Source organism: Vibrio vulnificus NBRC 15645 = ATCC 27562 (assembly GCF_002224265.1).
In the GTDB taxonomy this organism is placed as follows: Bacteria; Pseudomonadota; Gammaproteobacteria; order Enterobacterales; family Vibrionaceae; genus Vibrio; species Vibrio vulnificus.
Genome location: NZ_CP012881.1, coordinates 3224668 through 3247357, shown reverse-complemented (window position 1 = coordinate 3247357; position 22690 = coordinate 3224668). Strand labels below are relative to the sequence as shown.

22 protein-coding genes and 1 riboswitch are annotated in these 22690 nt (G+C 45.7%); of the genes, 8 read left to right on the top strand and 14 right to left on the bottom strand.

Annotated features, from left to right (window positions below; all coding sequences use genetic code 11):
* The first annotated feature begins 12 nt into the window (after positions 1-12).
* Positions 13-285: an acylphosphatase gene (yccX, locus tag AOT11_RS15815; protein WP_017422133.1), complete on the top strand. Its 273-nt coding sequence runs from the start codon at positions 13-15 to the stop codon at positions 283-285.
* A gap of 25 nt (positions 286-310) precedes the next feature.
* Here the strand turns inward: yccX and AOT11_RS15810 are convergent, their stop codons facing one another.
* The 6 genes from AOT11_RS15810 to AOT11_RS15785 form a co-directional block, all read right to left on the bottom strand.
* Positions 311-640, bottom strand: a complete 330-nt coding sequence (locus tag AOT11_RS15810; protein ID WP_017422132.1) for a TusE/DsrC/DsvC family sulfur relay protein — start codon at positions 638-640, stop codon at positions 311-313.
* A gap of 190 nt (positions 641-830) precedes the next feature.
* Entirely contained in the window at positions 831-1499 is a 669-nt protein-coding gene (locus tag AOT11_RS15805; protein ID WP_011150175.1) for a Bax inhibitor-1/YccA family protein, read from the bottom strand.
* A 202-nt stretch (positions 1500-1701) separates the two neighbouring features.
* Positions 1702-2451 (bottom strand): amino acid ABC transporter ATP-binding protein, encoded by a 750-nt coding sequence (locus AOT11_RS15800; protein WP_011080547.1) that lies wholly within the window; start codon positions 2449-2451, stop codon positions 1702-1704.
* 23 nt (positions 2452-2474) lie between these two features.
* Positions 2475-3572 (bottom strand): amino acid ABC transporter permease, encoded by a 1098-nt coding sequence (locus tag AOT11_RS15795; protein ID WP_026050699.1) that lies wholly within the window; start codon positions 3570-3572, stop codon positions 2475-2477.
* Between the two features lies 1 nt (position 3573).
* A complete protein-coding gene (locus AOT11_RS15790) occupies positions 3574-4779 on the bottom strand; it encodes an amino acid ABC transporter permease (RefSeq protein ID WP_017422130.1) in 1206 nt (401 codons plus the stop codon).
* Positions 4780-4851: 72 nt separating this feature from the next.
* Positions 4852-5880, bottom strand: a complete 1029-nt coding sequence (locus AOT11_RS15785) for an amino acid ABC transporter substrate-binding protein (RefSeq protein WP_026050698.1) — start codon at positions 5878-5880, stop codon at positions 4852-4854.
* Between the two features lie 458 nt (positions 5881-6338).
* Here AOT11_RS15785 and AOT11_RS15780 point away from each other — a divergent pair, with 458 nt between their 5' ends.
* From AOT11_RS15780 to napH, 3 genes are all read left to right on the top strand, one after another.
* A complete protein-coding gene (locus tag AOT11_RS15780; protein WP_017422128.1) occupies positions 6339-7259 on the top strand; it encodes a precorrin-2 dehydrogenase/sirohydrochlorin ferrochelatase family protein in 921 nt (306 codons plus the stop codon).
* A 334-nt stretch (positions 7260-7593) separates the two neighbouring features.
* Positions 7594-8367: a ferredoxin-type protein NapG gene (napG, locus tag AOT11_RS15775; protein WP_026050697.1), complete on the top strand. Its 774-nt coding sequence runs from the start codon at positions 7594-7596 to the stop codon at positions 8365-8367.
* Positions 8367-9227, top strand: a complete 861-nt coding sequence (gene napH, locus AOT11_RS15770) for a quinol dehydrogenase ferredoxin subunit NapH (RefSeq protein ID WP_017422126.1) — start codon at positions 8367-8369, stop codon at positions 9225-9227. The genes napG and napH overlap by 1 nt, the downstream gene beginning before the upstream one ends.
* Positions 9228-9299: 72 nt before the next feature.
* Here napH and AOT11_RS15765 read toward each other — a convergent pair whose 3' ends face one another.
* Both AOT11_RS15765 and AOT11_RS15760 read right to left on the bottom strand, forming a co-directional pair.
* Positions 9300-10058 (bottom strand): 1-acylglycerol-3-phosphate O-acyltransferase, encoded by a 759-nt coding sequence (locus tag AOT11_RS15765; protein WP_017422125.1) that lies wholly within the window; start codon positions 10056-10058, stop codon positions 9300-9302.
* A gap of 217 nt (positions 10059-10275) precedes the next feature.
* On the bottom strand, positions 10276-11748 hold the full coding sequence (locus AOT11_RS15760) for a carboxypeptidase M32 (protein WP_026050696.1): 1473 nt from the start codon (positions 11746-11748) through the stop codon (positions 10276-10278).
* 238 nt (positions 11749-11986) lie between these two features.
* On the opposite strand from AOT11_RS15760, the gene AOT11_RS15755 reads away from it, so the two are divergent.
* Positions 11987-12622 (top strand): LysE family translocator, encoded by a 636-nt coding sequence (locus AOT11_RS15755; protein ID WP_017422123.1) that lies wholly within the window; start codon positions 11987-11989, stop codon positions 12620-12622.
* Complete coding sequence (locus tag AOT11_RS15750; RefSeq protein WP_017422122.1) at positions 12622-13185, top strand: hypothetical protein; 564 nt, start codon at positions 12622-12624, stop codon at positions 13183-13185. The genes AOT11_RS15755 and AOT11_RS15750 overlap by 1 nt, the downstream gene beginning before the upstream one ends.
* A 98-nt stretch (positions 13186-13283) precedes the next feature.
* Here the strand turns inward: AOT11_RS15750 and AOT11_RS15745 are convergent, their stop codons facing one another.
* Positions 13284-14660, bottom strand: a complete 1377-nt coding sequence (locus AOT11_RS15745) for an alanine/glycine:cation symporter family protein (protein ID WP_017422121.1) — start codon at positions 14658-14660, stop codon at positions 13284-13286.
* Positions 14661-14797: 137 nt separating this feature from the next.
* Positions 14798-14897, bottom strand: a riboswitch (glycine riboswitch).
* A 329-nt stretch (positions 14898-15226) separates the two neighbouring features.
* Between AOT11_RS15745 and AOT11_RS23625 the strand changes: the two genes are divergently transcribed.
* Both AOT11_RS23625 and AOT11_RS15735 read left to right on the top strand, forming a co-directional pair.
* A complete protein-coding gene (locus AOT11_RS23625; protein ID WP_011150215.1) occupies positions 15227-15385 on the top strand; it encodes a hypothetical protein in 159 nt (52 codons plus the stop codon).
* Between the two features lie 26 nt (positions 15386-15411).
* The gene (locus AOT11_RS15735) at positions 15412-16155 is read left to right on the top strand and encodes a chromosome segregation ATPase (protein WP_017422120.1); all 744 of its coding nucleotides are present in this window, start codon (positions 15412-15414) and stop codon (positions 16153-16155) included.
* Positions 16156-16513: 358 nt separating this feature from the next.
* On the opposite strand, the gene AOT11_RS15730 is transcribed toward AOT11_RS15735, so the two are convergent.
* From AOT11_RS15730 to AOT11_RS15710, 5 genes are all read right to left on the bottom strand, one after another.
* On the bottom strand, positions 16514-17701 hold the full coding sequence (locus AOT11_RS15730; RefSeq protein WP_017422118.1) for a helix-turn-helix transcriptional regulator: 1188 nt from the start codon (positions 17699-17701) through the stop codon (positions 16514-16516).
* Positions 17702-17879: 178 nt separating this feature from the next.
* Positions 17880-19025, bottom strand: coding sequence for an ABC transporter permease (locus AOT11_RS15725; RefSeq protein ID WP_017422117.1), 1146 nt, complete (start codon positions 19023-19025; stop codon positions 17880-17882).
* Complete coding sequence (locus tag AOT11_RS15720; RefSeq protein ID WP_017422116.1) at positions 19012-20178, bottom strand: ABC transporter permease; 1167 nt, start codon at positions 20176-20178, stop codon at positions 19012-19014. Before AOT11_RS15720 ends, AOT11_RS15725 begins: the two co-directional genes overlap by 14 nt.
* Before the next feature lie 10 nt (positions 20179-20188).
* Entirely contained in the window at positions 20189-21163 is a 975-nt protein-coding gene (locus AOT11_RS15715) for an HlyD family secretion protein (protein ID WP_017422115.1), read from the bottom strand.
* Entirely contained in the window at positions 21160-22569 is a 1410-nt protein-coding gene (locus tag AOT11_RS15710) for a TolC family protein (protein WP_026050695.1), read from the bottom strand. The genes AOT11_RS15715 and AOT11_RS15710 overlap by 4 nt, the downstream gene beginning before the upstream one ends.
* Positions 22570-22690: the final 121 nt, after the last annotated feature.

The following is a 22690-nucleotide window of genomic DNA, read 5'->3' as shown; positions in this document are numbered from 1 at the left end:
AGAGGTATACGGATGGCAATAAGATGCGAAAAATTTGTGGTCTCTGGCATAGTTCAAGGGGTGGGATTTCGATACCACACCTCACATCAGGGTCTAAAGCTAAATTTAGTCGGTTATGCAAAGAACTTATATAACGGAGATGTCGAAGTGATAGCTTGTGGTGAACCACTGAAGATAGAAGAGTTTGCCAAATGGTTAGAGCAGGGCCCCAAAACGGCTCGCGTTGATGAGTTTAAAAGAGAAGAAATTACCTGTCGTGATTATCAAGGGTTTGAAATCCTGTAGCTGAGCGCTACAGGATAAGAAGAAGTTATAGGCATTTTGCCGGTTTGGGTAAACCTGCGAGTTTGGTTGCCTGTTTTGCTGGCCCTTCTTTGAAAAGCTTGAAAAGATATTTGCTGTTGCCTTTTTCTGCACCGTGCGATTTTTCCATGGCTTTCACCAACATTCTCACCGCTGGTGAGGTGTTGAATTCCTCATAAAAGTCACGCACAAAGTGGATCACTTCTAGATGAGCATCTGTGAGCTCAATGCCTTCTTGCTCGGCAAGTATCTCAATCATTCCTTCTTCCCACTGAGTGTGGTCTAGTAGGTAGCCTTGAGCATCGGTTTCAATTTGTTTGCCGTTGTAAACGAACATGCGCTATATCCATCGAGTCAATAAAGATGGGTATAGGGTAGCGTACACGTAAGGCGCTTCTCAACAAAAGAATCTCATACTTATGTTGAGCGAAGAAAAAGCGTGCAAATCGGGATTTTGTTTGGCAGATATAAATAGAAAAAGCCCGAAGCAATGCTCCGGGCTTTTGAGTTGATTTAACGCTAAACAATTAGTCGTCGTTCATAATGCCGAGAATACTTAGTAGGCTTGTGAACAAGTTCAAAATGTTTAGGTACATTGAAATCGTTGCACTTACGTAGTTGGTTTCTTCACCACGGACGATACGGCTGGTATCAAATAGGATGAAACCAGAGAAAACCAACGCAGAGACACTACTGATAACAAGCTGACCTAGCGTTGAGCCAACAAAGATGTTGATGATAGCTGCAACGATAACAATGATCAGGCCTGCCATTAAGAAGTTACGCATAAAAGAGAAATCTTTTTTGCTTGTGATGGTATATGCCGAAAGACCTAGAAACACCATACCTGTCAAACCTAGAGCTTGAGCAATAATAGTAGGGCCGCTTGGGATTGAAGCGTAGTAAGTCAGCATTGGACCAAGTGCACCACCCATTAGTGTCGTAAAGACGAATGTCCAAACAATGCCCATTGATGAGTTAATGCTGCGTGGTAGTGCGAAAAATAAAATACCAATCGCAGCAACTTGCATCACAAGTGCCATCATTGGAGAAATACCGATTGCCATAGTTGCAACTGCTGCAATAGCACTGGTTACTAGTGTCATAGAAAGCAGGAAGTACGTGTTTTTCAATACCTTATTGGTTTGAAGAGTACTTTCCATGCTTGAAGTACGGGTAAACATAGGACTGTTCATAATCTTCCTCTTGAGAGTATGTTTAATTTATATGTCTATATATGAGGCCGATCGTTCCAAAAATCAAGCCTGACTTTATTCGTTACTAGCCAAAATGATAGTAGAAATAATGAGTTATGCATTATCCAGTTTGTAACACTTTATTTCCACTATAGACGAAAAAAAGAGGCGTTGAAGACGCCTCTTTTCAGTCGTGCTCACATTAGTGATGCAGAATTTGTGCAAGGAAGTTTTGCGTACGATCGGATTGAGGGTTCTCAAAAAACTCTTTCGGATTGTTTTCTTCAATGATTTCACCGGCATCCATGAAGATAACGCGATCCGCTACTTCTTTGGCAAAGCCCATTTCGTGGGTAACACACAACATGGTCATGCCTTCTTCTGCCAGCTCAACCATGACATCCAATACCTCGCGTACCATCTCTGGGTCGAGTGCAGATGTTGGCTCATCGAAGAGCATGACTTTAGGGCTCATACATAGTGAGCGGGCAATGGCGACTCGCTGCTGCTGACCACCGGAAAGTTGGCCTGGGTACTTATCTGCTTGCTCTGGAATCTTAACCCGTTCAAGGTATTTCATTGCAATGGCTTCCGCTTCTTCTTTAGGCATTTTCTTTACCCAAATTGGTGCCAACGTGCAGTTTTCCAAAACCGTTAGGTGAGGGAAGAGGTTAAAGTGTTGGAAACACATGCCGACTTCTCGCCTTACTGCTTCGATGTTTTTGAGATCTTCGGTTAGTTCAGTACCAGAGACCAGAATTTGCCCTGCTTGGTGTTCTTCCAATCGGTTAATGCAGCGAATCATTGTGGATTTACCGGAACCGGATGGGCCACAGATAACAATCTTTTCGCCTTTTTTAACATTCAGATTGATGTTTTTTAGTACGTGAAACTCACCGTACCACTTATTCATATCCTTCAGTTGGATCATGTAATCTTGTTGTTGCGTCATAATACGTCCTTGAGCTTTCTGAATTATCGTTTGTGACCGGTGTGTAGTTTATTTTCTAGCCATATCGAGTATCTCGACATGCCAAAACAAAATACCCAGAACACTAACGCGACAAATACATAACTTTCTGTAGCAAAACCAAGCCACTCTGGATCGGTGTTTGCGGCTTGTCCAATGCCCAATACATCAAACATACCGATGATCAGCACCAGACTGGTGTCTTTAAAGAGGCCAATAAAGGTGTTTACGATGGACGGAATGGTAATTTTCAGCGCTTGCGGCAGAATAATTAAGCCCATTTTTTTCCAATACGTTAACCCTAGTGCGTCGGCTGCTTCATACTGGCCCTTTGGTATTGCCTGTAAGCCACCACGAACCACCTCAGCCATGTAGGCGGCACTAAACATCACCACACCAATCAATGCGCGGATCAGCTTGTCCGTCTCTGAGCCTTCAGAGAGAAACAGAGGTAGCATCACCGATGCCATAAACAGCACGGTGATTAATGGAACGCCACGCCATACTTCGATATACACCGTACATAAGCTACGAATGATTGGCATATCCGAACGACGACCCAGTGCCAAAGCGACGCCAATCGGTAGTGAAACCACAATACCCACTAATGCAATGATCAAGGTGACCAGCAAGCCGCCCCATTTATGGGTATCAACAACTTCAAGGCCAAACACACCACCGTAAAGAAGTACTGCAACGATAAATGGGTAGATGTTGACAAAGAATAGCCAAATCCACATTCGTTTTGGTGTTTTCTCATAGGCAAGTAGCACAGTGAAAATCGCCAGCGTAATGTAGAACAGGCGAGGGCGCCACAGTTCAGCTTCAGGATAGAAGCCATACATAAACTGATCCCAACGCACGCTGATGAATACCCAACAAGCTCCTTCTCGAGTACAGGCATCCCGTGTGGAACCGACCCAGTCAGCACTTAAAAAAGCCCAATCGGCAATATACCATAAAGCGCTGATAGCAAAGTATGCCAACACCAGCGTCACTACAGAATTGACCGGACTGTTGAATAGATTCTTCCTCATCCAACCGATAACACCTACGGTGTTTGCTGGCGGTGGAAGATCAGGTTGAAATTGATGTACTTTCATCTTATCTCTCCACCAAAGCAACTTTCTTGTTGTAAATGTTCATCAGTGCTGATGTGACCAAACTTAGCGTCAGGTATACCCCCATCGTCATTGCAATGATTTCGATTGCTTGCCCTGTTTGGTTGAGCGTCGTACCAGCAAAAACAGAAACCAAATCTGGGTAGCCAATTGCCATGGCTAAAGACGAGTTTTTGGTCAAATTAAGGTATTGACTGGTCAGTGGTGGAATGATGATGCGCAATGCTTGAGGAATGATGATCAGTTTCAGGGTGCGAGTTCTTGGCAGGCCAAGGGACATCGCTGCCTCAGTTTGACCATGGCTTACAGCATTAATGCCTGAACGAACAATTTCTGCAATAAACGCTGCAGTATAGATGCTCAGTGCCACCAAAAGTGCTGCCAACTCAGGGATGATGCTGATGCCACCTTGGTAGTTGAAGCCTTTCAGTGCAGGATACTCAGCTGAGACTGGCATTCCAGAAACAAAGTAAACAAGCGCAGGCAAACCGACAATCAAGGCTAAAGCGATTCGCCCCATCGGTGTTTGTTGTCCGGTTAACTTTTGCTTATTTCTGGCCCACACGCCAATAAATATCGTTGCAATGATGCCCGCGAATAGCGCGGCAAAAATAAACGCACTTCCCGCCTCAAAAACGGGTTTTGGGAAAAACAAGCCTCGAACATTAAGAAAGATTGCTTCACCTAAACTGATACTTTGTCTTGGCGAAGGTAACGCTTGCAACACCGCGAAATACCAGAAGAAGATTTGCAGTAACAACGGGATGTTACGGAAAATTTCAATGTATATCGCCGCAAATCGACTCACCAACCAGTTTGAAGACAAACGAGCGATGCCGATAACAAAACCGAGTACGGTGGCTAATATGATGCCAAGAAATGACACTAAGGCCGTATTAAGGAGGCCGATAACGAACGTTCGACCGTAAGAAAAGGTTTCATCATATTCAATCAGCGTTAAACCAATGCCGAATCCGGCTTCTTGCGAAAGAAAATCAAAGCCAGTGGCAATGCCTCGAGCATTTAGGTTTGTTAACGCGTTATTGACGATGGTGTAGAAGAAAAATACCAGCGCCAGAATGGCGATGACCTGAAAGACGACCGAGCGAAAAGTGGGATTATAAAACAGGTTGGTGCTCGAAGACGGTTTGGCACTAACACCTGAAGACGTGTTTTTATCGGGTTTCATACAACAATAACCTCTAATCCATTTTTAGAAAAAAGGGCGGCACTGGTCCGCCCATTTCATCACAGATAACTGTTAACGGATCGGTGGCGCGTACATGAAGCCGCCAGCATTCCATAGTGCGTTAACACCACGAGAGATTTGCAGAGGAGAACCTGTACCGACAGTACGCTCAAAGCTCTCTCCGTAGTTACCAACTTGCTTAACGACTTGGTAACCCCAATCATCACGGATGCCTAGGCCTTTACCTTTCGGCCCATCAACACCTAGGATACGTTTCACGTTTGGATCATTAGATTTAAGCATCTCTTCTGCGTTTTTAGAGGTGATGCCGTACTCTTCTGCGTTGATCATCGCATTTAGCGTCCATTTCGCGATATTGAACCATTGATCGTCACCTTGACGAACCACAGGGCCTAGAGGCTCTTTAGAAATAATTTCAGGAAGAACCACCGCAGAACTTGGATCTTGCAGGTTCAGGCGAAGTGCATACAGGCCAGATTGGTCTGTCGTCAACACGTCACAACGACCAGCGTCGAAACCTTTTGAGGTTTGAGCTGCCGTATCAAATACAACGGGCTTGTAGCTCATACCTGAATTACGGAAGTAGTCCGCTAAGTTAAGTTCAGTGGTGGTACCGGATTGAACACAAACAGATGCGCCATCAAGCTCTTTGGCGCTCTTGATGCCGAGGTCTTTTTTCACCATAAAACCTTGGCCGTCATAGTAGTTCACGCCAACAAAGTTCAAACCAAGCGCGGTATCACGGTGTAGCGTCCATGTTGTGTTACGCGAAAGAACATCAATCTCACCCGATTGCAGAGCGGTAAAGCGTTCTTTAGCCGTGAGGGGAACATATTTCACTTTAGTTTTGTCGCCCAACACTGCCGCCGCAATCGCTTGACAGTATTCAACGTCAATACCTTCCCATTCACCTTTTGAGTTAGGGTTGGAGAAACCTGGTAGGCCAGTACTGACACCACAAGTTAAGAAACCTTGTTTTGTCACTTTGTCTAGAGTGCTTTCAGCAGCGAATGCATTTGACGACAACATAGCAGTAGATGCCGCTACCAATGAAGCCAGAATAGTGAGTTTATTTGCCATTTGTATCCTTCCTGTATGATCCAAGTTAAACCAGGTAACACCTGATACAACGTGCTCAATTGTTGTTGTGTGTGTCCTAACTGATTGACCTCCGTTCAAAACGGCTGTTCGGAAATCAATTATTTATAAGCGTAGGAAAGGATTTTTGATTTCTCAACTGTATAATTTAAAAAGATTTTTGAGAGGAATCACAAACCCTGTGGTAATTAGAATGACCAAATGTTAACTGAATGTAAATAGTGCAATTGGTTACTGAAGTAGTGCAAGAGAGCTTTTGTCAATTATATTAATAGTATTATGGAATCAAGGGCTGTATGGTGGTGGTTGTTTGGAGTTATTCACTGCTTTGTGTTTAAAATTCGAACAAAAATTATTTGTTACATCGGTTTGTGATGATATTTATGCACCAAATCTGCTACGATGAGCGCTTTAGTCATAAAGAACAGACAGGGATTTAAATGCGATATTTTCCTCTTTTCATGGATCTAGAAAACAAACCCGTACTTGTTGTCGGAGGAGGGGAAGTTGCCAGTCGTAAAATTGAAGCACTGTTAAATGTCGGGGCGAAAGTAACGATTGTTTCGCCGACGTTGGTGGATGAGCTTCACCGTTGGGTAGAGGAAAACCGCTGTTACTGGGTGAAAAACTTCTATTCATCTGAGTTGATGGATGGCGCCTATGTTCAAGTCTGGGCGACAACCAACAATCCGTCTCTCAACCATCAAGTATATCGTGACGCGAAACAGCGTAACCTGTTGGTGAACGTTGTGGATGATAAACCGTATTGTGACTTCATTACGCCTTCAATGATCTCGCGTGGACGAGTGCAAATTGCCATATCCAGTGGTGGTGCTTCCCCTGTGTTGATTCGTAATCTCAGAGAATCATTAGAAGCGGTTTTGCCACAAAATCTTAGTTTGCTGGCGGAATTCGCCGAGTCAAAACGTGTGGCGGTTAAAGAACGATTCCCGACAGTCGAAGAACGTCGCATGTTTTGGGAGCTGTTTTTCGACTTACCAGAGGTAAAATCGTCACAAAATCATAGAGAGCTTGAAAGCTTGTTTGCACAGGCAATCAAAGGGGAGGTTCAACGAACTGCGCAATGCACTTGGATTGGTTGCACAGACGATGTTGAGATGTTACCTATTAAAGCCCTTCGTTACATGCAAAAAGCGGAGCTTGTGTTGGCGCCAGAGCAGATTCATCCTGCTTTTCTAGAAATGGTGCGTCGAGATGCTCAACGATTGAGTTATGAAACTCCGGCAGAACTTTCGGAGAAGATTCAACAAGCGAAGCTCGAACCGATTAAAATTTGCGTGTTATTTGCTAAAAACAGCCAAGAATTCAGCTTTCTTCAACAAGGTGATCTGATTATCTGATCACAACGCCTTTGCGCTTGCTTGTTCCTTTCATCAATCCACTGCGACGACACCATAAGCGAATGCCTTACGGTGTTGATCTAGTGGATTGATTGCAACCTTCCTTCACCTGTTTTCATGCTCGCGGCTTCCATCTTTAGCGGGCAAAAATTGAGAGCTTAGTGTCAGAGTTGAATAATGACGTTTGATCTAACTCAATCAAGTGTTTGATTACCCTTTTGGGGTAATAGAAAACGAACGCCATCCAGTTACATTACGCTTATATCTTCAGCGATTGTACGCGCGGACAACTAGTATAAAACAAGTGCGACACATGAAGGCGATAGGTGAAGCAATGAGTGTAAGCAACAACAAAAAAACATCCGAAAGTCGAAGACGATTTCTTCGCGATTCCGTCAGAACATTTGCTGGTGTTGGTGCCGCCGCCACCGTTCTTGGCCTGCAATCTAAGCAAAGCCAGGCTCGTGGTGGTACTGGCGTTCCACTTCGTCCGCCGGGTGCCTTACCCAAAGGGGAGTTCGAAAAAGCCTGCACCCGTTGTGGTTTGTGTGTACAGGCATGTCCGTATGATACCTTGAAATTGGCGACGTTACTTTCTCCAGTAGAGTCGGGGACTCCTTACTTCCATGCACGGGAGATCCCTTGTGAAATGTGTGAAGACATTCCTTGCGTGGTCGCCTGCCCAAGTGGAGCGCTTGACCCGAATCTCACGGATATTGATGACGCTCTTATGGGGTTAGCAGTCTTAATTGACCATGAAAGCTGCTTGAACTGGCAGGGATTGCGCTGTGATGTCTGCTATCGAGTTTGCCCTGTTATCGACGAGGCCATTACGCTGGAGCACGTTCGAAATGAAAGAACCGGTTATCACGCGAAGTTGATCCCGACCGTGCATTCGGATAAATGCACTGGCTGTGGTAAATGTGAGCAGGCTTGCATCACCGAAGTCGCTGCGATCAAAGTCATTCCGCATGATCTCGCCCAAGGAAAAATAGGCGACCATTACCAGCTTGGATGGGAGGAGATTACCAAGCCGTTGCAAAACACCGCCCCAGATACCAGTGATATGCCAACTGGCGCGTTGGAAACCTTGGGAGGGTCAAAATAATGGCGAAGAATTTAGCAAAAGATGCCGGTCGTGAAGCAAGAGAGAAGTTAGGTTGGTGGCATGCTCACCGTTTCCTTATATTAAGACGTTTGGCTCAGTTCTCCATTATTGGTCTGTTTTTACTCAGCCCAACGGTAAACATACTTAAAGGCAACCTTTCATCGAGTATGTTGTTTGATACCATTCCACTGACCGACCCTCTGATTTTCTTACAAATCGTCGTATCTGGACATATTCCAGAATTCAATGCGTTACTCGGCGTTCTGATTGTCGTTGTCTTTTACGCCATCATCAGCCCTAGAGCATTTTGTGCATGGGTGTGCCCGCTTAATGTGGTTACAGATCTTGCAGCTTGGTTAAAGCGTAAGCTTGAAATCAAGGCGAGCTTTCGTTGGAACGCTCAACTGAGATATTGGCTCCTGGGTGCACTGCTTATTGGTAGCGCGGCTTCAGGCAGTGTACTTTGGGCTTGGATTGATCCTGTCGCCACGCTGCATCGAGGCATTCTTTTTGGAATGGGTGCAGGTTGGGTGCTGATCCTGTTGGTATTTGTGCTTGATCTTCTACTGGTCGATCATGGTTGGTGCGGCCATCTGTGCCCACTCGGTGCAACTTATGGCGTGATTGGACGAAAAAGTGTTCTGAGAATCTCAGCGGAAAATCGAGAAGCGTGCACCAAGTGTATGGATTGCTACAATGTTTGCCCAGAGCCAGAGGTATTGCGGCAACCATTAAAAGAAGGGGACAGAAGAGTCATGGATCAAAACTGCATCAGTTGTGGGCGTTGTATTGATGTTTGCCCCGAAAACGTGCTGGTATTTACACATCGCTTCAAAGACAAAGATAAAGATAAGGCGTAACGTTCCTGCCGCTAAAATAATCCTGCCGTTAATAATGAGCCCATCTTAATGGATGGGCTCATTATTTTCACATTAAGCCTTGGCTTGATTCCGCGGTGATCTTTGCTCAGCTTCGAGTTTTGCCACCTCTTCATCCAGTTCGCGTATTTTTGTCTCCATGATTTGATGACAATGATCACCCAGCTGACGAGCTTGCTGTAGGGTGTAGCCCTTTGTGTCTATGGGGGGCAACATTTCAGTGATGACGACCCCATTTTTCCAGCGATTGAGCGCAATTTTGTTGTGCGTGGTGCTGACACACATTGGAATAATAGGAACGTCAGCTTCTATCGCCATACGAAAGGCTCCCGTTTTAAAAGGGAGTAAGCCGCGGCCTTTACTACGAGTCCCTTCAGGATAGACCCATACAGACAAATCCCGCGTTTGGATTGCCTCTGCCACTTGCGCGATGGTATCGCGAGCTTTTGACTTATTCTCTCTATCGATCAAAATATTACCGGTTATCCAGTACAACTGACCAAAGAATGGTACCCACAATAGGCTTTTTTTGCCGATCGTCACCGTTCGAGGAGGCAACATCCCAGGCGAAGTGACAAAATCAAAAACACTTTGATGATTGGAAACGTAGACGGCATGACCATTTTGGTGAGCATGTTCAGCACCACGCTGAATCAAGGTCATTCCTACGATTTTATGCAGTTGATTAAACCAGCGACAAAACACATGCACGTGTTTGGGATCCCTTGGACTAAAAAGGCAGTAGATCAGTGCGGCGAGTGTTGTGACAACCACAAAGATGGCGGCAAGTAGAATGCGAATGAATGCGAGCAAGAGGCCCCCTGATATGAGAAGATTTGCTCGCAGTCTACTAAAGTAATCGCTCTAATAAAGTAATTTGTTCACATTTTTGTAACGAAGGTAAAAGAATAAGAATTAGCGGATTATTAGTAAAATGATTAATAGAAGGATGGTAAGGTAATAAAAATGAAAGGTTTTGTTTGTGTATAGAACAAAGAGCAGCCGATGACTGCTCTTTGAAGGGGATCAGTTACAGATAACGAGCTTGTAAGTGTGCTTGGAAAAACTTCGCATTGAGTGTTTCTCCGGTTGCCTGCTTAACAAGTTCGTCCGTGGTCAACAAGCTGCCTTTGCTCCAAATATGGTCTGATAGCCACGTGAAGATGGTGGTCAAATCGCCAGAACGAACAACGCTGTCTACATCAACACTTTGCTTCATCGCTGCCATGAACTGTGCGGCGTACATTGCACCCAAGGTATAACTTGGGAAGTAGCCGAAAGATCCATCGGTCCAATGGATATCCTGCATACAACCATTTTTATAGTTACCCTCGGTTGATAGGCCAAGATAGGACTTCATTTTCTCGTTCCAAAGCTCTGGCACGTCGGTGTGCTTAATCACGCCATTCATCAAATCTCGTTCGATTTCATAACGCAAAATTACGTGCGCAGGGTACGTCAGCTCGTCGGCATCGACACGAATATAGCCTTTTTCTACGCGAGTATAGATTTTAGCTAGGTTGTCGGCTTTGAACTCGTTACCTTGAAAGTAGTTGGTGGCGAGTTGTGCTAAATGATCAACAAATGCAGGGCTGCGGCCCAATTGCATTTCGAAAAACAGTGATTGTGACTCATGAATGCCCATTGAGCGCGCTTGGCCTGCGGATGTTCCTGCAAACGCTTTGGGCAAACCTTGCTCATACCGAGCGTGACCCGTTTCATGCACAATACCCATTAGTGATTGCACAAACTCTTTTTCGTCGTATCGAGTGGTGATACGCACGTCACTAGGCACGCCGCCACAGAAAGGATGAACGCTCTCATCGAGACGCCCGTGTTCGAAATCAAACTGAAGCAATTTCATCACATCAAGGCCAAGTGCCTTCTGTTTTTCTGCTGGGTAGTGGCCATTAGGCAATTGGATCTGACCGGATGCTTGCTTTTCGATCGCTTGATCAATCATCGATGGCAACCACGTTTTTACATCGTTGAATAATTGGTCAAGTGACGCTGTGGTAGTGCCAGGTTCGTAGATATCCAGCATGGCATCATAAGCTGATACGCCTTTTGCTTCGGCACGAATTTGCGCTTCTTCACGCGACAATGTCACCACTTCTGCCCAGTTTTTTTCAAAACCTTGCCAATCGTTGTTGCCACGCTGAGTGCGCCAAGCGTGCTCACACTTAGAACCCGCCAGAGATTGCGCTTGCACTAAGGATTCTGGCAGCAGGTTTGCTTGTTGCCAGTCTCGTTTCATTTCACGTAATACTGCGCTTTGTTCGACAGAGAGATTTTCCTCTTCTGCCTTGGCAAAAAGATCACCAAGCTGTGGTTGGGTCATTAGAGAGTGGATGTGTACTGACAGCTCTGCCATTGCGTTTGAGCGCGCTTCAGCGCCTCCAGAGGGCATGACTGCGGCTTGGTCCCATCCTACAATGGCACTTAAATGTTCAAAGTGAGAGACCTTCTGGGAGTGGTCTAGGAGTTGTTGAAATGCGCTCATGTGACGTCTCTTTATCGTTATTCTTTCCATATCTCCCTAATCACGTTGTGCGCGTTTTCGCTGAGTGATTAGGGTTCCTGTAACGCTTTAAATCTCATAACTTAAAGCGAAAAGTGCATTTTCCATAATTCATCTGTTTTATACAACACTCTGGTCACGTCGTGTTCCTTGATTTGCTTGCGTAACGAATCAATAAAGAGTATTGATCTTCACACTTCCAACATAATTCAGACAATATATGGACATTTTAAATTTTGAAGCCTTTTTAATCGCCATTACCATCTTAACGTTAACTCCGGGGCTAGATACGGCATTGGTCATTCGTAATACGACTCGTGCTGGTTTGCAAGATGGCTGCATGACGAGTTTAGGTATTTGCTGCGGTTTGTTTGTGCACGCACTGTTTTCTGCCATTGGGATTTCAGCCATTTTGGCGCAGTCAGCGGAGCTGTTTCAACTGGTGAAAATGATCGGGGCGGCTTACCTTATTTGGCTGGGCTTTAGTAGCTTGAAGTCTTTGATGAAGACTGGGGCAGGGCTAAGCGTTGCGCAGATGGCACAGCAAAGTTACGACGCAAAACGCTCTTTGAGAGAAGGTTTTTTGTCGAATGTGCTCAATCCTAAAACCGCGGTCTTCTATTTGGCCTTTTTGCCACAGTTTGTGAATCCAGAGGGTTCGCCTCTTTTACAATCAATGACGATGGCGGGAATTCATTTCGTCATAGCGATGGTGTGGCAATGTGGGTTGGCTGGTGCGTTGAACTCAGCGAAAAATCTTTTGAAAAATGCGCAGTTCATGAAATGGATGGAAGGCGCAACAGGGGCCGTTTTGGTGGCTCTTGGTATTAAACTTTTGGTTGAAAAGCCAGTCTGATGCGTTTACTCACCAGTGTTGCTTTGGTGTCGGTCATCTTTCTAAGCGGCTTTGCTGCCTTTGTCGCTTTGAAAACGGTGCCTCAGTTAAATTTTGCGTCGAAAGGCATGGATTGGCAGTGGCATTGGGCATATTTCCTGCCATTCTCCAATGGGATTCAACAGACTCGGACTCAAGACACCAAACAATTGCTATTGAGGCGAGTCTATTTGGAAGATGACATTGCGGTTTTTGTTTCAACCACGTTGGACAACAAGTTCGAAATTGATGTATTTAAAGCCGCGAAGTGTAATGCGAGCTCTAGTGAGTGGGCCTCGGTTTCGGTAAATGGTGCGCCTATGACGTACGTCCCGTTGAAGTGTGAGCCTAGTGGTGATGGTTATCTCTTTCGTCATGTTGCGAACAAATTGAAGTCCTTGGAGTTTGGCTTTGAAGATGGCTTCATTATCGAAAGCTTTGCACAGTGGCCTATTAACGAAATCAAAGCGGATCAATTTAAACAGCAACATCCGACGTTTTTTAAAAAGCAGGGCGTTGAGGTGGAGCCGTGGCTAAGAGATTAAACAGACAAGGTTGTGTTTGAGAGTCTCTTCCACAACAACAATAAAAACGCCCGCAATCACGAAGTGACAGCGGGCGTTTTTGTGTTAGAACTTAACGATTAGGCTTTAACAGCGTCAAAGTCGTCTGACTGAGAAGAGGGATTGAAAAACAGCTTCGTCTCTTCAATCACCACATGGCGCAACGCGATCAAACCAATGAGGTTAGGAATGGCCATAAGACCATTGACAATGTCGGCCAAGATCCAAATCATATCCAATTGCATAAACGCGCCTGAAGCCACCAATGCAAGAAAGATGATCTTGTAAGGTAGGATAGCTTTGGTACCAAGTAGGAACACGACGCAACGCTCACCGTAATAGTTCCAGCCCAAAATGGTGGTAAATGCAAAGAACATCAGGCCAACAGACACCAACATTGGTCCTAAGGTTTCTGCTTGTAAACCCACGGCAAAGGCATGTGTTGTCATCGCGGCACCAGCAAAATCACTTTGCCAAGCCCCCGTCAAAATAAGAGCAAGACCGGTCATTGTACAAATGACGATAGTGTCGAAGAAGGTGCCTGTCATTGAGATTAAGCCTTGCTTCACACAAGAGTCAGTTTTGGCTGCTGCGGCTGCCATCGGCGCACTTCCTAAACCGGATTCGTTCGAGAATACACCACGAGCAATGCCCGATTGAATGGCCAACATGATACTAGCGCCCAAGAAGCCTCCAGTGGCCGCTGTGGAGGTAAATGCCGAAACCAAGACTAACTCAATCGCGTTGAGCAATTGGTCGGCGTTCATGATGATGACACTCAAACACGCCAACACATAAAAGAGTGCCATGGCCGGAACCACTTTACCCGCGACGCTTGCGATAGATTTAATGCCACCTAATGTGACAAACGCGACAAGCAGAGTCAGTACCGATGCAGAAATCTCTCGTGATACGCCCAGTGAAATCTCACTCGCATCTAAAATCGCGTTAACTTGTGGGAAAGTACCGATACCAAAACAAGCAACGCCTAGCGCAAAAATCGCAAACATGATCGCCAATGCTTTCGAGCCAACACCGTATTGAAGGTAGTACATCGGGCCACCCACCATTTGGCCTTTATCGTCTACTTTGCGATATTTAACCGCCAGCAAACACTCGGCGTATTTGGTCGCCATACCAAACAAAGCGGCGAGCCACATCCAAAAAAGAGCGCCAGGTCCACCCAATTTAATTGCGGTGGCCACACCAACAATATTACCTGTACCAATGGTGGCAGAAAGGGCGGTACACAACGCGGCAAAGCTAGATACATCACCTTGCTGTTGTGTGGATTTGTCTTTACTAAACACCATCGCAAGAGCAGTCGGTAGGTGCTTAAACTGAATTAAGCCTAGGCTAAATGTGAAATAGACTCCGGTGCCGACCAGAAGAATCAGCAAAGGTGGTCCCCAGACAAAGCTATCGATAGTTTGTAGTAAAGATTGAAGGTCGTTCATGATTTCCCCTTAATAAAACAACTAATAAGGAGAAGAGGGAAAGGTAAAGATCGAGGATCTAAAATGGGCCAACAAAGCAAAACATTGCGGCTGAAAGCTCAAGCCACAAAAGAAAAGGTGCATGTTGGGGTATAACTTTCCACTCCTCTGTCCTTTTGCCTGAGAGTTTCACCCTGCACATGGGCAGGACTTGCTCCTTCGGCGACCGATTTAACGGTTCTCTCCAGAGGTTCCTCCAACTACAGTCCTCGCATATTCTTTTGATATAACCAATAAGAATATTGCACCTGAAAGATTTACTTCTTCGGCGGGTATGACTAACCAAATGTTAAAATATGGTTAATTACCACTCTCCTGTAGCCTTCATCGGAACAATTACCTGAACTATTCAGGCAATCTGTAGGCGAATCCTAACCAATAACTTTTGTGATGTCATCAACAAAAATATCGTTTGAGTAATTATTGCGCGAATCGAGAAAAAACTACCGGAAGTTGACGTGTTCACTGCGAGAAATAGAGTACAATGCAAAGGCTAATAGATTGGTTTTGTTCGGTAAGGATGAAGAATGATAAGACTGATAGCAATTGTGGTTCTCATTGTATTGGCTTACTTTTTGCTGAGATATCGCACCAACGAAAAAATTCAGAAAGGGATTGTTGTGACGTTGCTAGGGATATTTGCCGTCTATACGATTGTTTTGGTTGCGAGCGAGCTGATTAAGTAGCTTAGTAATTCATATTGGAGTGAAATGTGGTGACATCGTCAAATAATCATCATGACGATCAAGATGATGTGGTCGTGATTGAAGAGCGTGATAACAAAACGGTTGTCTATATAGCGGTTGCGGCCATTTTAGGCATGGCCTTTGGTGGATTGCTCGGCTCACATTTTACTGCCAAGAAATGGGAAGCAAATTACCAGACGTTAGAACAGCAATATAAGTCGACCGTTGATGATCGAAGTAAGCTGGTGGCAAATTTGCAAACGCGTGAAGCCGAGCTAGATAAAGAACTGGATGCGAAGTTGGAAAGTGAACTTGCAATTCGTCAGAAAGAGCATCAGGCAGAAATCGAAAAGTTGCAAAATCAACTGACAGAGATGGAAAAGCTTAACATCGCTCTGGAAGGGCAATTGAAAACACAACAGTCTCGCATTGATTCTACCCAAGTTGAGAATGAAAAACTCAACCGCCAAGCGGATATGCAGGCGAATATGTTTGAGCGATCTCGCGAACTGTTTCGTCGTGAGATGGAGATTAGCCAAGATCTTGAGAAGTTGGAAAAAGAGCGCGAGGCTTTGGTGCCTGCTTTCGACAAGCTTAAGAGTGAATGTGAAGTCTATTTGGCTGGGAAATCCTGGGATGCTAAGTCAGATGCGTGTGACAAACAAGATGAAGCGTCGTCACGTTTAAGCCAGATCGATCAGCTTATCGAAGTGTACAAAATGGATTTGAAACAAATTCGAACTATTACGCAAGATTTAGGATTGCAGTAATTTTCTTTTTGATACCAACAGAGACAACAAGGCCCAGCGTAACGCTGGGCCTTGTTTATTCCGCTAGCCAATGACGGTGTTATTTTTATGCTTGGCTACTTGTCTTCCATGTCACATTGATGATGGAGTAAGGCAGCAATACGAAGGTGCGGAAATTCGTCATTCACATCTCTTTCACGGCAAGAAAAAAATTCAGTGGCTCTGTGCCGGAGCCACTTAGAGTAGAACCCAATATCCAGAGCGAAATGTGAGTTCTTCAAATGAGCCATCCTTGCTCAATTTCCAGCCATCTACGCTAAAAAACAGTGAATATTTGCACTTACATTAATTCATTTTGTCAATATGAAACATCCCCCATTTAGGGGGTATGTGCAGGGCTGGTGAGAATGGTGGCAATCAGATCAGATTGTTTGCCCGTACCGGTTTTACTGTAGATAGATTTGATGTGATCTTTGATGGTGTGAGGAGAGCGGTGACTGAGTTGAGCAATTTCATCTCGGCTGTAGCCTAACGCCAACAATTGGCAAACTTCGGTTTCTGCATCGGTAAAATTGAAGATTGGCTTGAGGAGAGTCGGGTTGAGTGTTGCACTTTTTTCTCTATCGTAGAGATAAATGATGCAGCCAATGCCTTCTTCCATAAGCTGATTGGATTCTGCGGCGAGAGGATAGCTTTGTGGAATAGTTTGCGCTTCCAAGCCGATTGCGACAAACAGTAGCGTTAGCCCACCACGTTGTGAAGACAGATGCATCACCTTACACGCATCGTGATTTCTGACTCTGACAAGATGCAGGGTTTCTTGAACATTGAGCAGAAACTCATGGCGTAATGTGGCGTCACAGAAGCTAAGTTCACTGGGTAGCAGCTTAACGTTTTCCTGCAACGCGAGGAGATCTTTCGCTTTGTGATTGGCGGCAACGTAAGCGCCTTTGCTGTCATAAAGCAGCGCAGCATGAGGCAACTGGCTGATGATTTGAGTAAGATTATTAGTGTATTGCTGTGAGGTTTTGAACTGCTGATAAAGCGAAAATGCACGTTGAATGTGAGGGACCAGCTTTTCCAATAGATAAAGTTCGGTTTCATCCAGTGGTGACTCACTTTGATTTCGATGCACACTGAGGAAGGCAATGTTGCCATCTGCATGGCCAATCAAAGCGGTAGCAACATCGCAAAAACCGTGGCGGTCAAACCAGTCTTCGACTTTCTGTTCTTGCGGGGTTAAGTCGTGTTGTCTGCCGATGTGTTTATTTAGAGAATAAAATCGCCCGATGGGGTTTGTGGCGATGAAGTCGTTAATGATATTGCCGCGCGCGAGATCTTGCTCTATGTACTCAATGACAGCATCAATTTGTGGGCCGGCCATCCAGCCTGAAACCAGCTCTCCACGGTAGTTTGACTGAATATGAAAGACTGCGTCGGCCAAACGAAACTCGCCCACCATTTGCTCTAGAAACGGTTCGAATCCACGAGGATGAACAGGAGCTTGGTAGAGAGAATCAATAAGTTGGCTAAAACGACTAATCGATGAATGGATATCCTTTTCCATAAAAAATGGTCGCTCTTCTACTTATCATTATGAGTTGTTTATAACTTATAGATATTCTCAATGGATCGAAGTTTTTACTGTGAGAAGTGTTAAGTCACTCGATCTTTACCTGTCTCATAATTGATAAAGGCTCAAATTAATGAGCCTTTTTGCATATCAAGAATAGGGTGTTAGACCGTTAAGCCAGTCTTTTAGCTGCGCGTCGCTGTTGAACGGTTTGGAAGAGACAAAGTACCAACCAAAATGCTGCTACTAACCACAAGGTGCTCCAATAGTTGGCGATTTGTTGCCAACTCGCGCCCATTTGATTGAGGGCTAAGAATCCTTTGATTGCGTTGGTGCTTGGGCTCAGTTGTGCCAGCCATAGCAGCGGTGTTGGTATCATCTCTACAGGCCAAATGAAACCCGCTAAGAAGATCAGTGGCATGGAGCTAATCAGCACCACTAGGGTGACAAGCTCTCGTCGCGGCAGTAGCTCACCCAACCAATAACCAGCCAAACACGATGCGATGAGGAAGGGTAACAAGAGCGTCAACAACTGGGTAGCATGGCCTAAAGTGTTGACCTGATGCATGGTAAAGCTGGCACCAAAATAGTACGCACTTAAAAGGTAGTACACACCAACCAATACCAGAGTTCTAACAGAGAGCAGCTTCCAACGAGGTTGGCTAGTCCAGTATCCGTGACCATGTTTTTGCGTGCCAACCATCAAACCCGCCGCCATGATTAAGGTCTGCTGAAGGATCAGCACAAACACAGCGGGCACAACATACTCAACGTATCCCATGGTTGGGTTAAAGGTCGGTTTTAGATTTAGCTTTACCGCACTGTATTGGTTGGCTGCCAGCGAAAGGGGTACGCCATCCATGACCAGTTTGGATACTTTCACTTGCGCAGCTAAAGTACCTCCGGTTTGAGCCAGACCTTCAACCACCGTGCCATAGACTAAAAAGTAAGAGGCGTCGCCTGCATAGGAGAGTGTCGGGCTTTTTCCAAGTAACAAATCGCGATAAAAATGCTCTGGAATTACCAATATGCCGCTGATTTTTCCCTCTAGGAACGCTTGTTTTGCCGCTTCAATCGTATAGTCGCGACGGACAACATGCACTTGTGGTGTGGCATCGACCATCCGTTCCAGCTTGAGACTCGTGGCGCTCATGTCGAGATTTACGACGGATATGGTCTGTTCCCGAGGGGTTTGATTCGCGTACGGAAGAGGGTACAGGAACGAATAGAAAACCACACCACCAAAGACAGTGAGTGTCACCACCGGGTTGGTGAAAAGGGCCTTTATCTCCGCTTTGAACAACTCAAACAGGGACATTTGTCGCCTCCGTTTTCTTTAGATGGCGTTTTGCCAGCACCACAGCCAAAAAGGCGGGCAGTACGTAACCGGCCATAGGTAGCAAATGAGTGAGTGAAGTTAACGCGCTCGTCCCGTAACTGGCTTGTGCGACTTGGACTTCGATGTAGTGACTGATAGGCAGTAAGCTACGCCAGAATTGCGCCAATGAACCCATGTCTGAGACTGGGAAAGTAATGCCCATAAATGCGAAGCTCGGGGCGGTAAATGCGCCGGCGAAACTCATGGCTCGCGCTGCATCCAATGTCATGAAGAAAAAGAATGCACCCATGATCATACAAGCGATGGTGGTGGCTAACTGCGCGATCATGATCGGAAGTAAATGGCCTTGGAATGGCCAATCAAGCATGAAATAGAACCAAAATAGGAAAGCAAAACCATGCAAGAGGAAGATGGGCAGATAAGCCGCGAGTGTTTTGCTGATGACTTTGAATGGTTGATTGCCAAGCCATCGATCAAGATGTTCCGGTTTTCTCGCATAGACACGCAAATTGGCGGCGAGAATAAGAATGGAACAGACAACGATCATGATTTGCCAAATCGCGGGCACAACAGCAGAAACCAAAAACTGCGCATAGTTGGTGTTTTGGTTAAATAAAGGGGAGATTTGCGTGGAAATAGTGACAGCATTCCCCAAAGCGCCTTGTACCGTGCTATTGCCATGACTCAAGGATTTCATGGTCTCAAGACCTGCATTAAAGAAACCTTGAGCTTGCACGACTGCTGAATTGATTAACCGGCCAATCAATATGTATTGACTGTTATAAAACACCGAGACTTGTGGTGCGCGTTGTAGGTAGATATCGCGGTCGAAATGGTCAGGAATGATGACATAGGCATAAACCTTTCCTTCTATCATGGCATTTTTGGCTTGTAGTACATCGCTAAACTGATAGTCGACACTCATCGTGGATGACGCATCCAGCATGTGAGTAAGCTTTCTCGAGAGTGTGCTGTGTGCGTTATCCACCACGCCGATAGGCAAATCTCGAGCGATGCCCGCTGAGAACACGCCCCAAATCAGCAGTGCCAACAGGATAGGGATCCAAGTGAGACACGACAACAACCATTTGTCGTGTCTCAACACATGCAATTGTGAGAATTGTGGTTTCATTGGCTAACCTTTACAGCTCAACCACTAAACTCATGCCCATGCGCAGATCGTGTGCCGGCGTTACTGGACGCGCTTCGACTTCAAACGTGCGCAGGTCAAACCCTTTGGAAGCATCGGTTGCACGCCATGTCGCGAAATCACCCATCACAGCGATGTGACTCACCTTAAACTCGATCTTTTTGTCCAGCGCAGGTAGGTAGGCTGAAAACGTTTGATCTTTTTGGAAGTGTTTTAATAGGTCTTCTCGAACATTCAGCACCGCCCAAGCGTCTTGTGTATCGATCACCGTGACGACAGGAAAGCCCTGAGGAGCAAGCTCACCACTTTGCAATAGCACTTGTGATACTTCACCGTCAAACCAGCTCTCGATACGAGTGTCGTTGGCGTACGCTTCTACTTCTGCGACAGCACCGGCTGCCATGCGCGCTTTTTCAGCAGCTGCTAGTTTGGTTTCGTCGCGGACACCTTCTTTTGCCATTTCGTACATTTGAAATGCTGCACTTTCGGTGTACTTGGCGGCTTGCCATTGTGTCATGGCTTCATCGCGTTTTTGCTCTGCAACAACACCATCGTTATACAGATTGTTGACGCGTTGGTAGGTCTTCTCCATCAAATCTGCAGCGGCTTTGGCTTTTAGCCATTGGTCTTTCGCTGCTTGAATCTGTTGGCTACGAGCTCCTTTTTCGGCTTCTTGAGCGAGGGCGCCTGCCGCTTTTTCACCGGCTTTCGCTTGTTCGAGCTTGGCTTCGATTTCTGGGCTATGCAGGGTAAAAACCAGTTGCCCCTTGGTGATATTTTCCCCTTTACGCACTAAGACTTGATCGATACGGCCTGGTACTTTAGACGAAATACTGTACTGCTGCGCTTCAATCATGCCTTGCAAGCGGACTGGCTCTGGTTGATAGGCTTGATAAAAGCTGTAACCGACCCAGCTCACGACACCGACGGCACACAGTGACAGCAAAACAGGTTTAAATGATTTCATAGTGACGCCTCTTGAATCGGTTGGTAAGCAGATGATTGATATTGATTGAAGCTATTCATTTCGCTACTGAGCGCCAATAACTTGGTCAAAGAGAGTAAGTAGCGAAATCGTGCGGCAGATTGCTGGGTTTCGACGCTCGCGCGATAGAGCTGCGCATCAACCACTTCCAAAGAGGTGGATAGGCCTTGGTTGAACGCTTTTTCTCTTAAATCTAGGTTCTCTTTGGCTAGGCGAATACTTGATTCAAGGCCGATGACTTCGTCGATGGCTTGTTGCGCTTCCAAATAGGTTTTTTGTACCAGTACCGAAAGATCTTCTTTCGCTTGTGCTTTGAGAGATTGAACTTGAGAGACCATACTGTTGGCAGCCTTCACTTTGTCACTGCGGCCAGTGTTTTCCAATAGCGGAATATTCACGCCCACACCAACCAGCCAATCAGGCTTCATCTCACTGGCTAATGAATCATCTTCGTAAAGGCTGTAATCTCCGTAAAGATAGACCTCAGGGTAGTATTTCCCTTTCTCAGCTTTGATCAGCGCGCTGGCTTGTTTCTCTTTTGCACTGAGTAAATCCAATCCTGGGTAGGTAGCGAGTGTCTGCTCAGTAAAGGCGGAGAGTGGAGGAAGATGTTGGTTGATGAAGAGCCCTTCAGCGGGTTCGACCATGTCATTTTGTGCCAAGATTTTGCTCAAGGCTGATTGCGCGATATCGAGGTTACTTTGAGCTTTTCGTGTTTCGACCTTAGCTTTATCCAGTGAGGCTTCTGCTTGTAAGCGTTCCACATGGGCGATTTGGCCCTGTTTTTCGAGCTTAATAGCGAAATCTCGATGCTGTGTTAAGCCTTGCTCCACCGCTTGGCGTGTTTGTAAGACTTCCTTGGCTAACACGACCGAGAAATAGTATTTACTTAAGTCCTCGTATCTCGCTTGTGTCTCCATCGACAGTTGGCTTCTGGCTTCATCGGTTTTCCCTTCAGCAGCCGCTTGTGCTGCTGAAATACGACCGCCAGTGAAAATTGGCCAAATGGCACGGATGGAAGACGTAAAGATATCTCGCTCTGTGATCGTAGATGTCGTATTGGCCAACGCACCAAAAATTGGCTGGAAGGCAGGAGGAACTGCGATATGTTGCCCTGTGCTGTCGAGAAGTTGTTGTCCAGACACGGTGACATCGGCATCCAAACGAGTGTAGTTAGCCCCAATGCTAATAGAGGGCAGATTTAAACTGCTGGTGGCGCTTTGCATATGTTGCTGGCTTTCAACATTGGCGCGTTGTGCTGCAAGAGAGTGGTTGTTTTCTTGCAAAAGTTGCCATGCTTGCTGAAAGGTAATGGGTGCCGCCTGACAGGCGAGCGATATGGAGCTCGAGAGCAGCCCAATCATCAATAGCTTACTGTGTCGTTTCATGATGGATATCGCAAAATAGAGTAATGACTCTAATATATAGTAATTGTGATCCACTGTTAAGTTGTGGGTTTATCTTTTCGCCAAGATTGCGAAATGAGCAGTTGCTATCTTGGTAAGGAAA

What these genes read in the sequence shown, in the direction of transcription:
- yccX (WP_017422133.1), top strand. Translation starts at nt 13, where the DNA reads ATGGCAATAAGATGCGAAAAATTTGTGGTCTCTGGCATAGTTCAAGGG.
- AOT11_RS15810 (WP_017422132.1), bottom strand. Translation starts at nt 640, where the DNA reads ATGTTCGTTTACAACGGCAAACAAATTGAAACCGATGCTCAAGGCTAC.
- AOT11_RS15805 (WP_011150175.1), bottom strand. Translation starts at nt 1,499, where the DNA reads ATGAACAGTCCTATGTTTACCCGTACTTCAAGCATGGAAAGTACTCTT.
- AOT11_RS15800 (WP_011080547.1), bottom strand. Translation starts at nt 2,451, where the DNA reads ATGACGCAACAACAAGATTACATGATCCAACTGAAGGATATGAATAAG.
- AOT11_RS15795 (WP_026050699.1), bottom strand. Translation starts at nt 3,572, where the DNA reads ATGAAAGTACATCAATTTCAACCTGATCTTCCACCGCCAGCAAACACC.
- AOT11_RS15790 (WP_017422130.1), bottom strand. Translation starts at nt 4,779, where the DNA reads ATGAAACCCGATAAAAACACGTCTTCAGGTGTTAGTGCCAAACCGTCT.
- AOT11_RS15785 (WP_026050698.1), bottom strand. Translation starts at nt 5,880, where the DNA reads ATGGCAAATAAACTCACTATTCTGGCTTCATTGGTAGCGGCATCTACT.
- AOT11_RS15780 (WP_017422128.1), top strand. Translation starts at nt 6,339, where the DNA reads ATGCGATATTTTCCTCTTTTCATGGATCTAGAAAACAAACCCGTACTT.
- napG (WP_026050697.1), top strand. Translation starts at nt 7,594, where the DNA reads ATGAGTGTAAGCAACAACAAAAAAACATCCGAAAGTCGAAGACGATTT.
- napH (WP_017422126.1), top strand. Translation starts at nt 8,367, where the DNA reads ATGGCGAAGAATTTAGCAAAAGATGCCGGTCGTGAAGCAAGAGAGAAG.
- AOT11_RS15760 (WP_026050696.1), bottom strand. Translation starts at nt 11,748, where the DNA reads ATGAGCGCATTTCAACAACTCCTAGACCACTCCCAGAAGGTCTCTCAC.
- AOT11_RS15755 (WP_017422123.1), top strand. Translation starts at nt 11,987, where the DNA reads ATGGACATTTTAAATTTTGAAGCCTTTTTAATCGCCATTACCATCTTA.
- AOT11_RS15750 (WP_017422122.1), top strand. Translation starts at nt 12,622, where the DNA reads ATGCGTTTACTCACCAGTGTTGCTTTGGTGTCGGTCATCTTTCTAAGC.
- AOT11_RS15745 (WP_017422121.1), bottom strand. Translation starts at nt 14,660, where the DNA reads ATGAACGACCTTCAATCTTTACTACAAACTATCGATAGCTTTGTCTGG.
- AOT11_RS23625 (WP_011150215.1), top strand. Translation starts at nt 15,227, where the DNA reads ATGATAAGACTGATAGCAATTGTGGTTCTCATTGTATTGGCTTACTTT.
- AOT11_RS15730 (WP_017422118.1), bottom strand. Translation starts at nt 17,701, where the DNA reads ATGGAAAAGGATATCCATTCATCGATTAGTCGTTTTAGCCAACTTATT.
- AOT11_RS15725 (WP_017422117.1), bottom strand. Translation starts at nt 19,025, where the DNA reads ATGTCCCTGTTTGAGTTGTTCAAAGCGGAGATAAAGGCCCTTTTCACC.
- AOT11_RS15720 (WP_017422116.1), bottom strand. Translation starts at nt 20,178, where the DNA reads ATGAAACCACAATTCTCACAATTGCATGTGTTGAGACACGACAAATGG.
- AOT11_RS15715 (WP_017422115.1), bottom strand. Translation starts at nt 21,163, where the DNA reads ATGAAATCATTTAAACCTGTTTTGCTGTCACTGTGTGCCGTCGGTGTC.
- AOT11_RS15710 (WP_026050695.1), bottom strand. Translation starts at nt 22,569, where the DNA reads ATGAAACGACACAGTAAGCTATTGATGATTGGGCTGCTCTCGAGCTCC.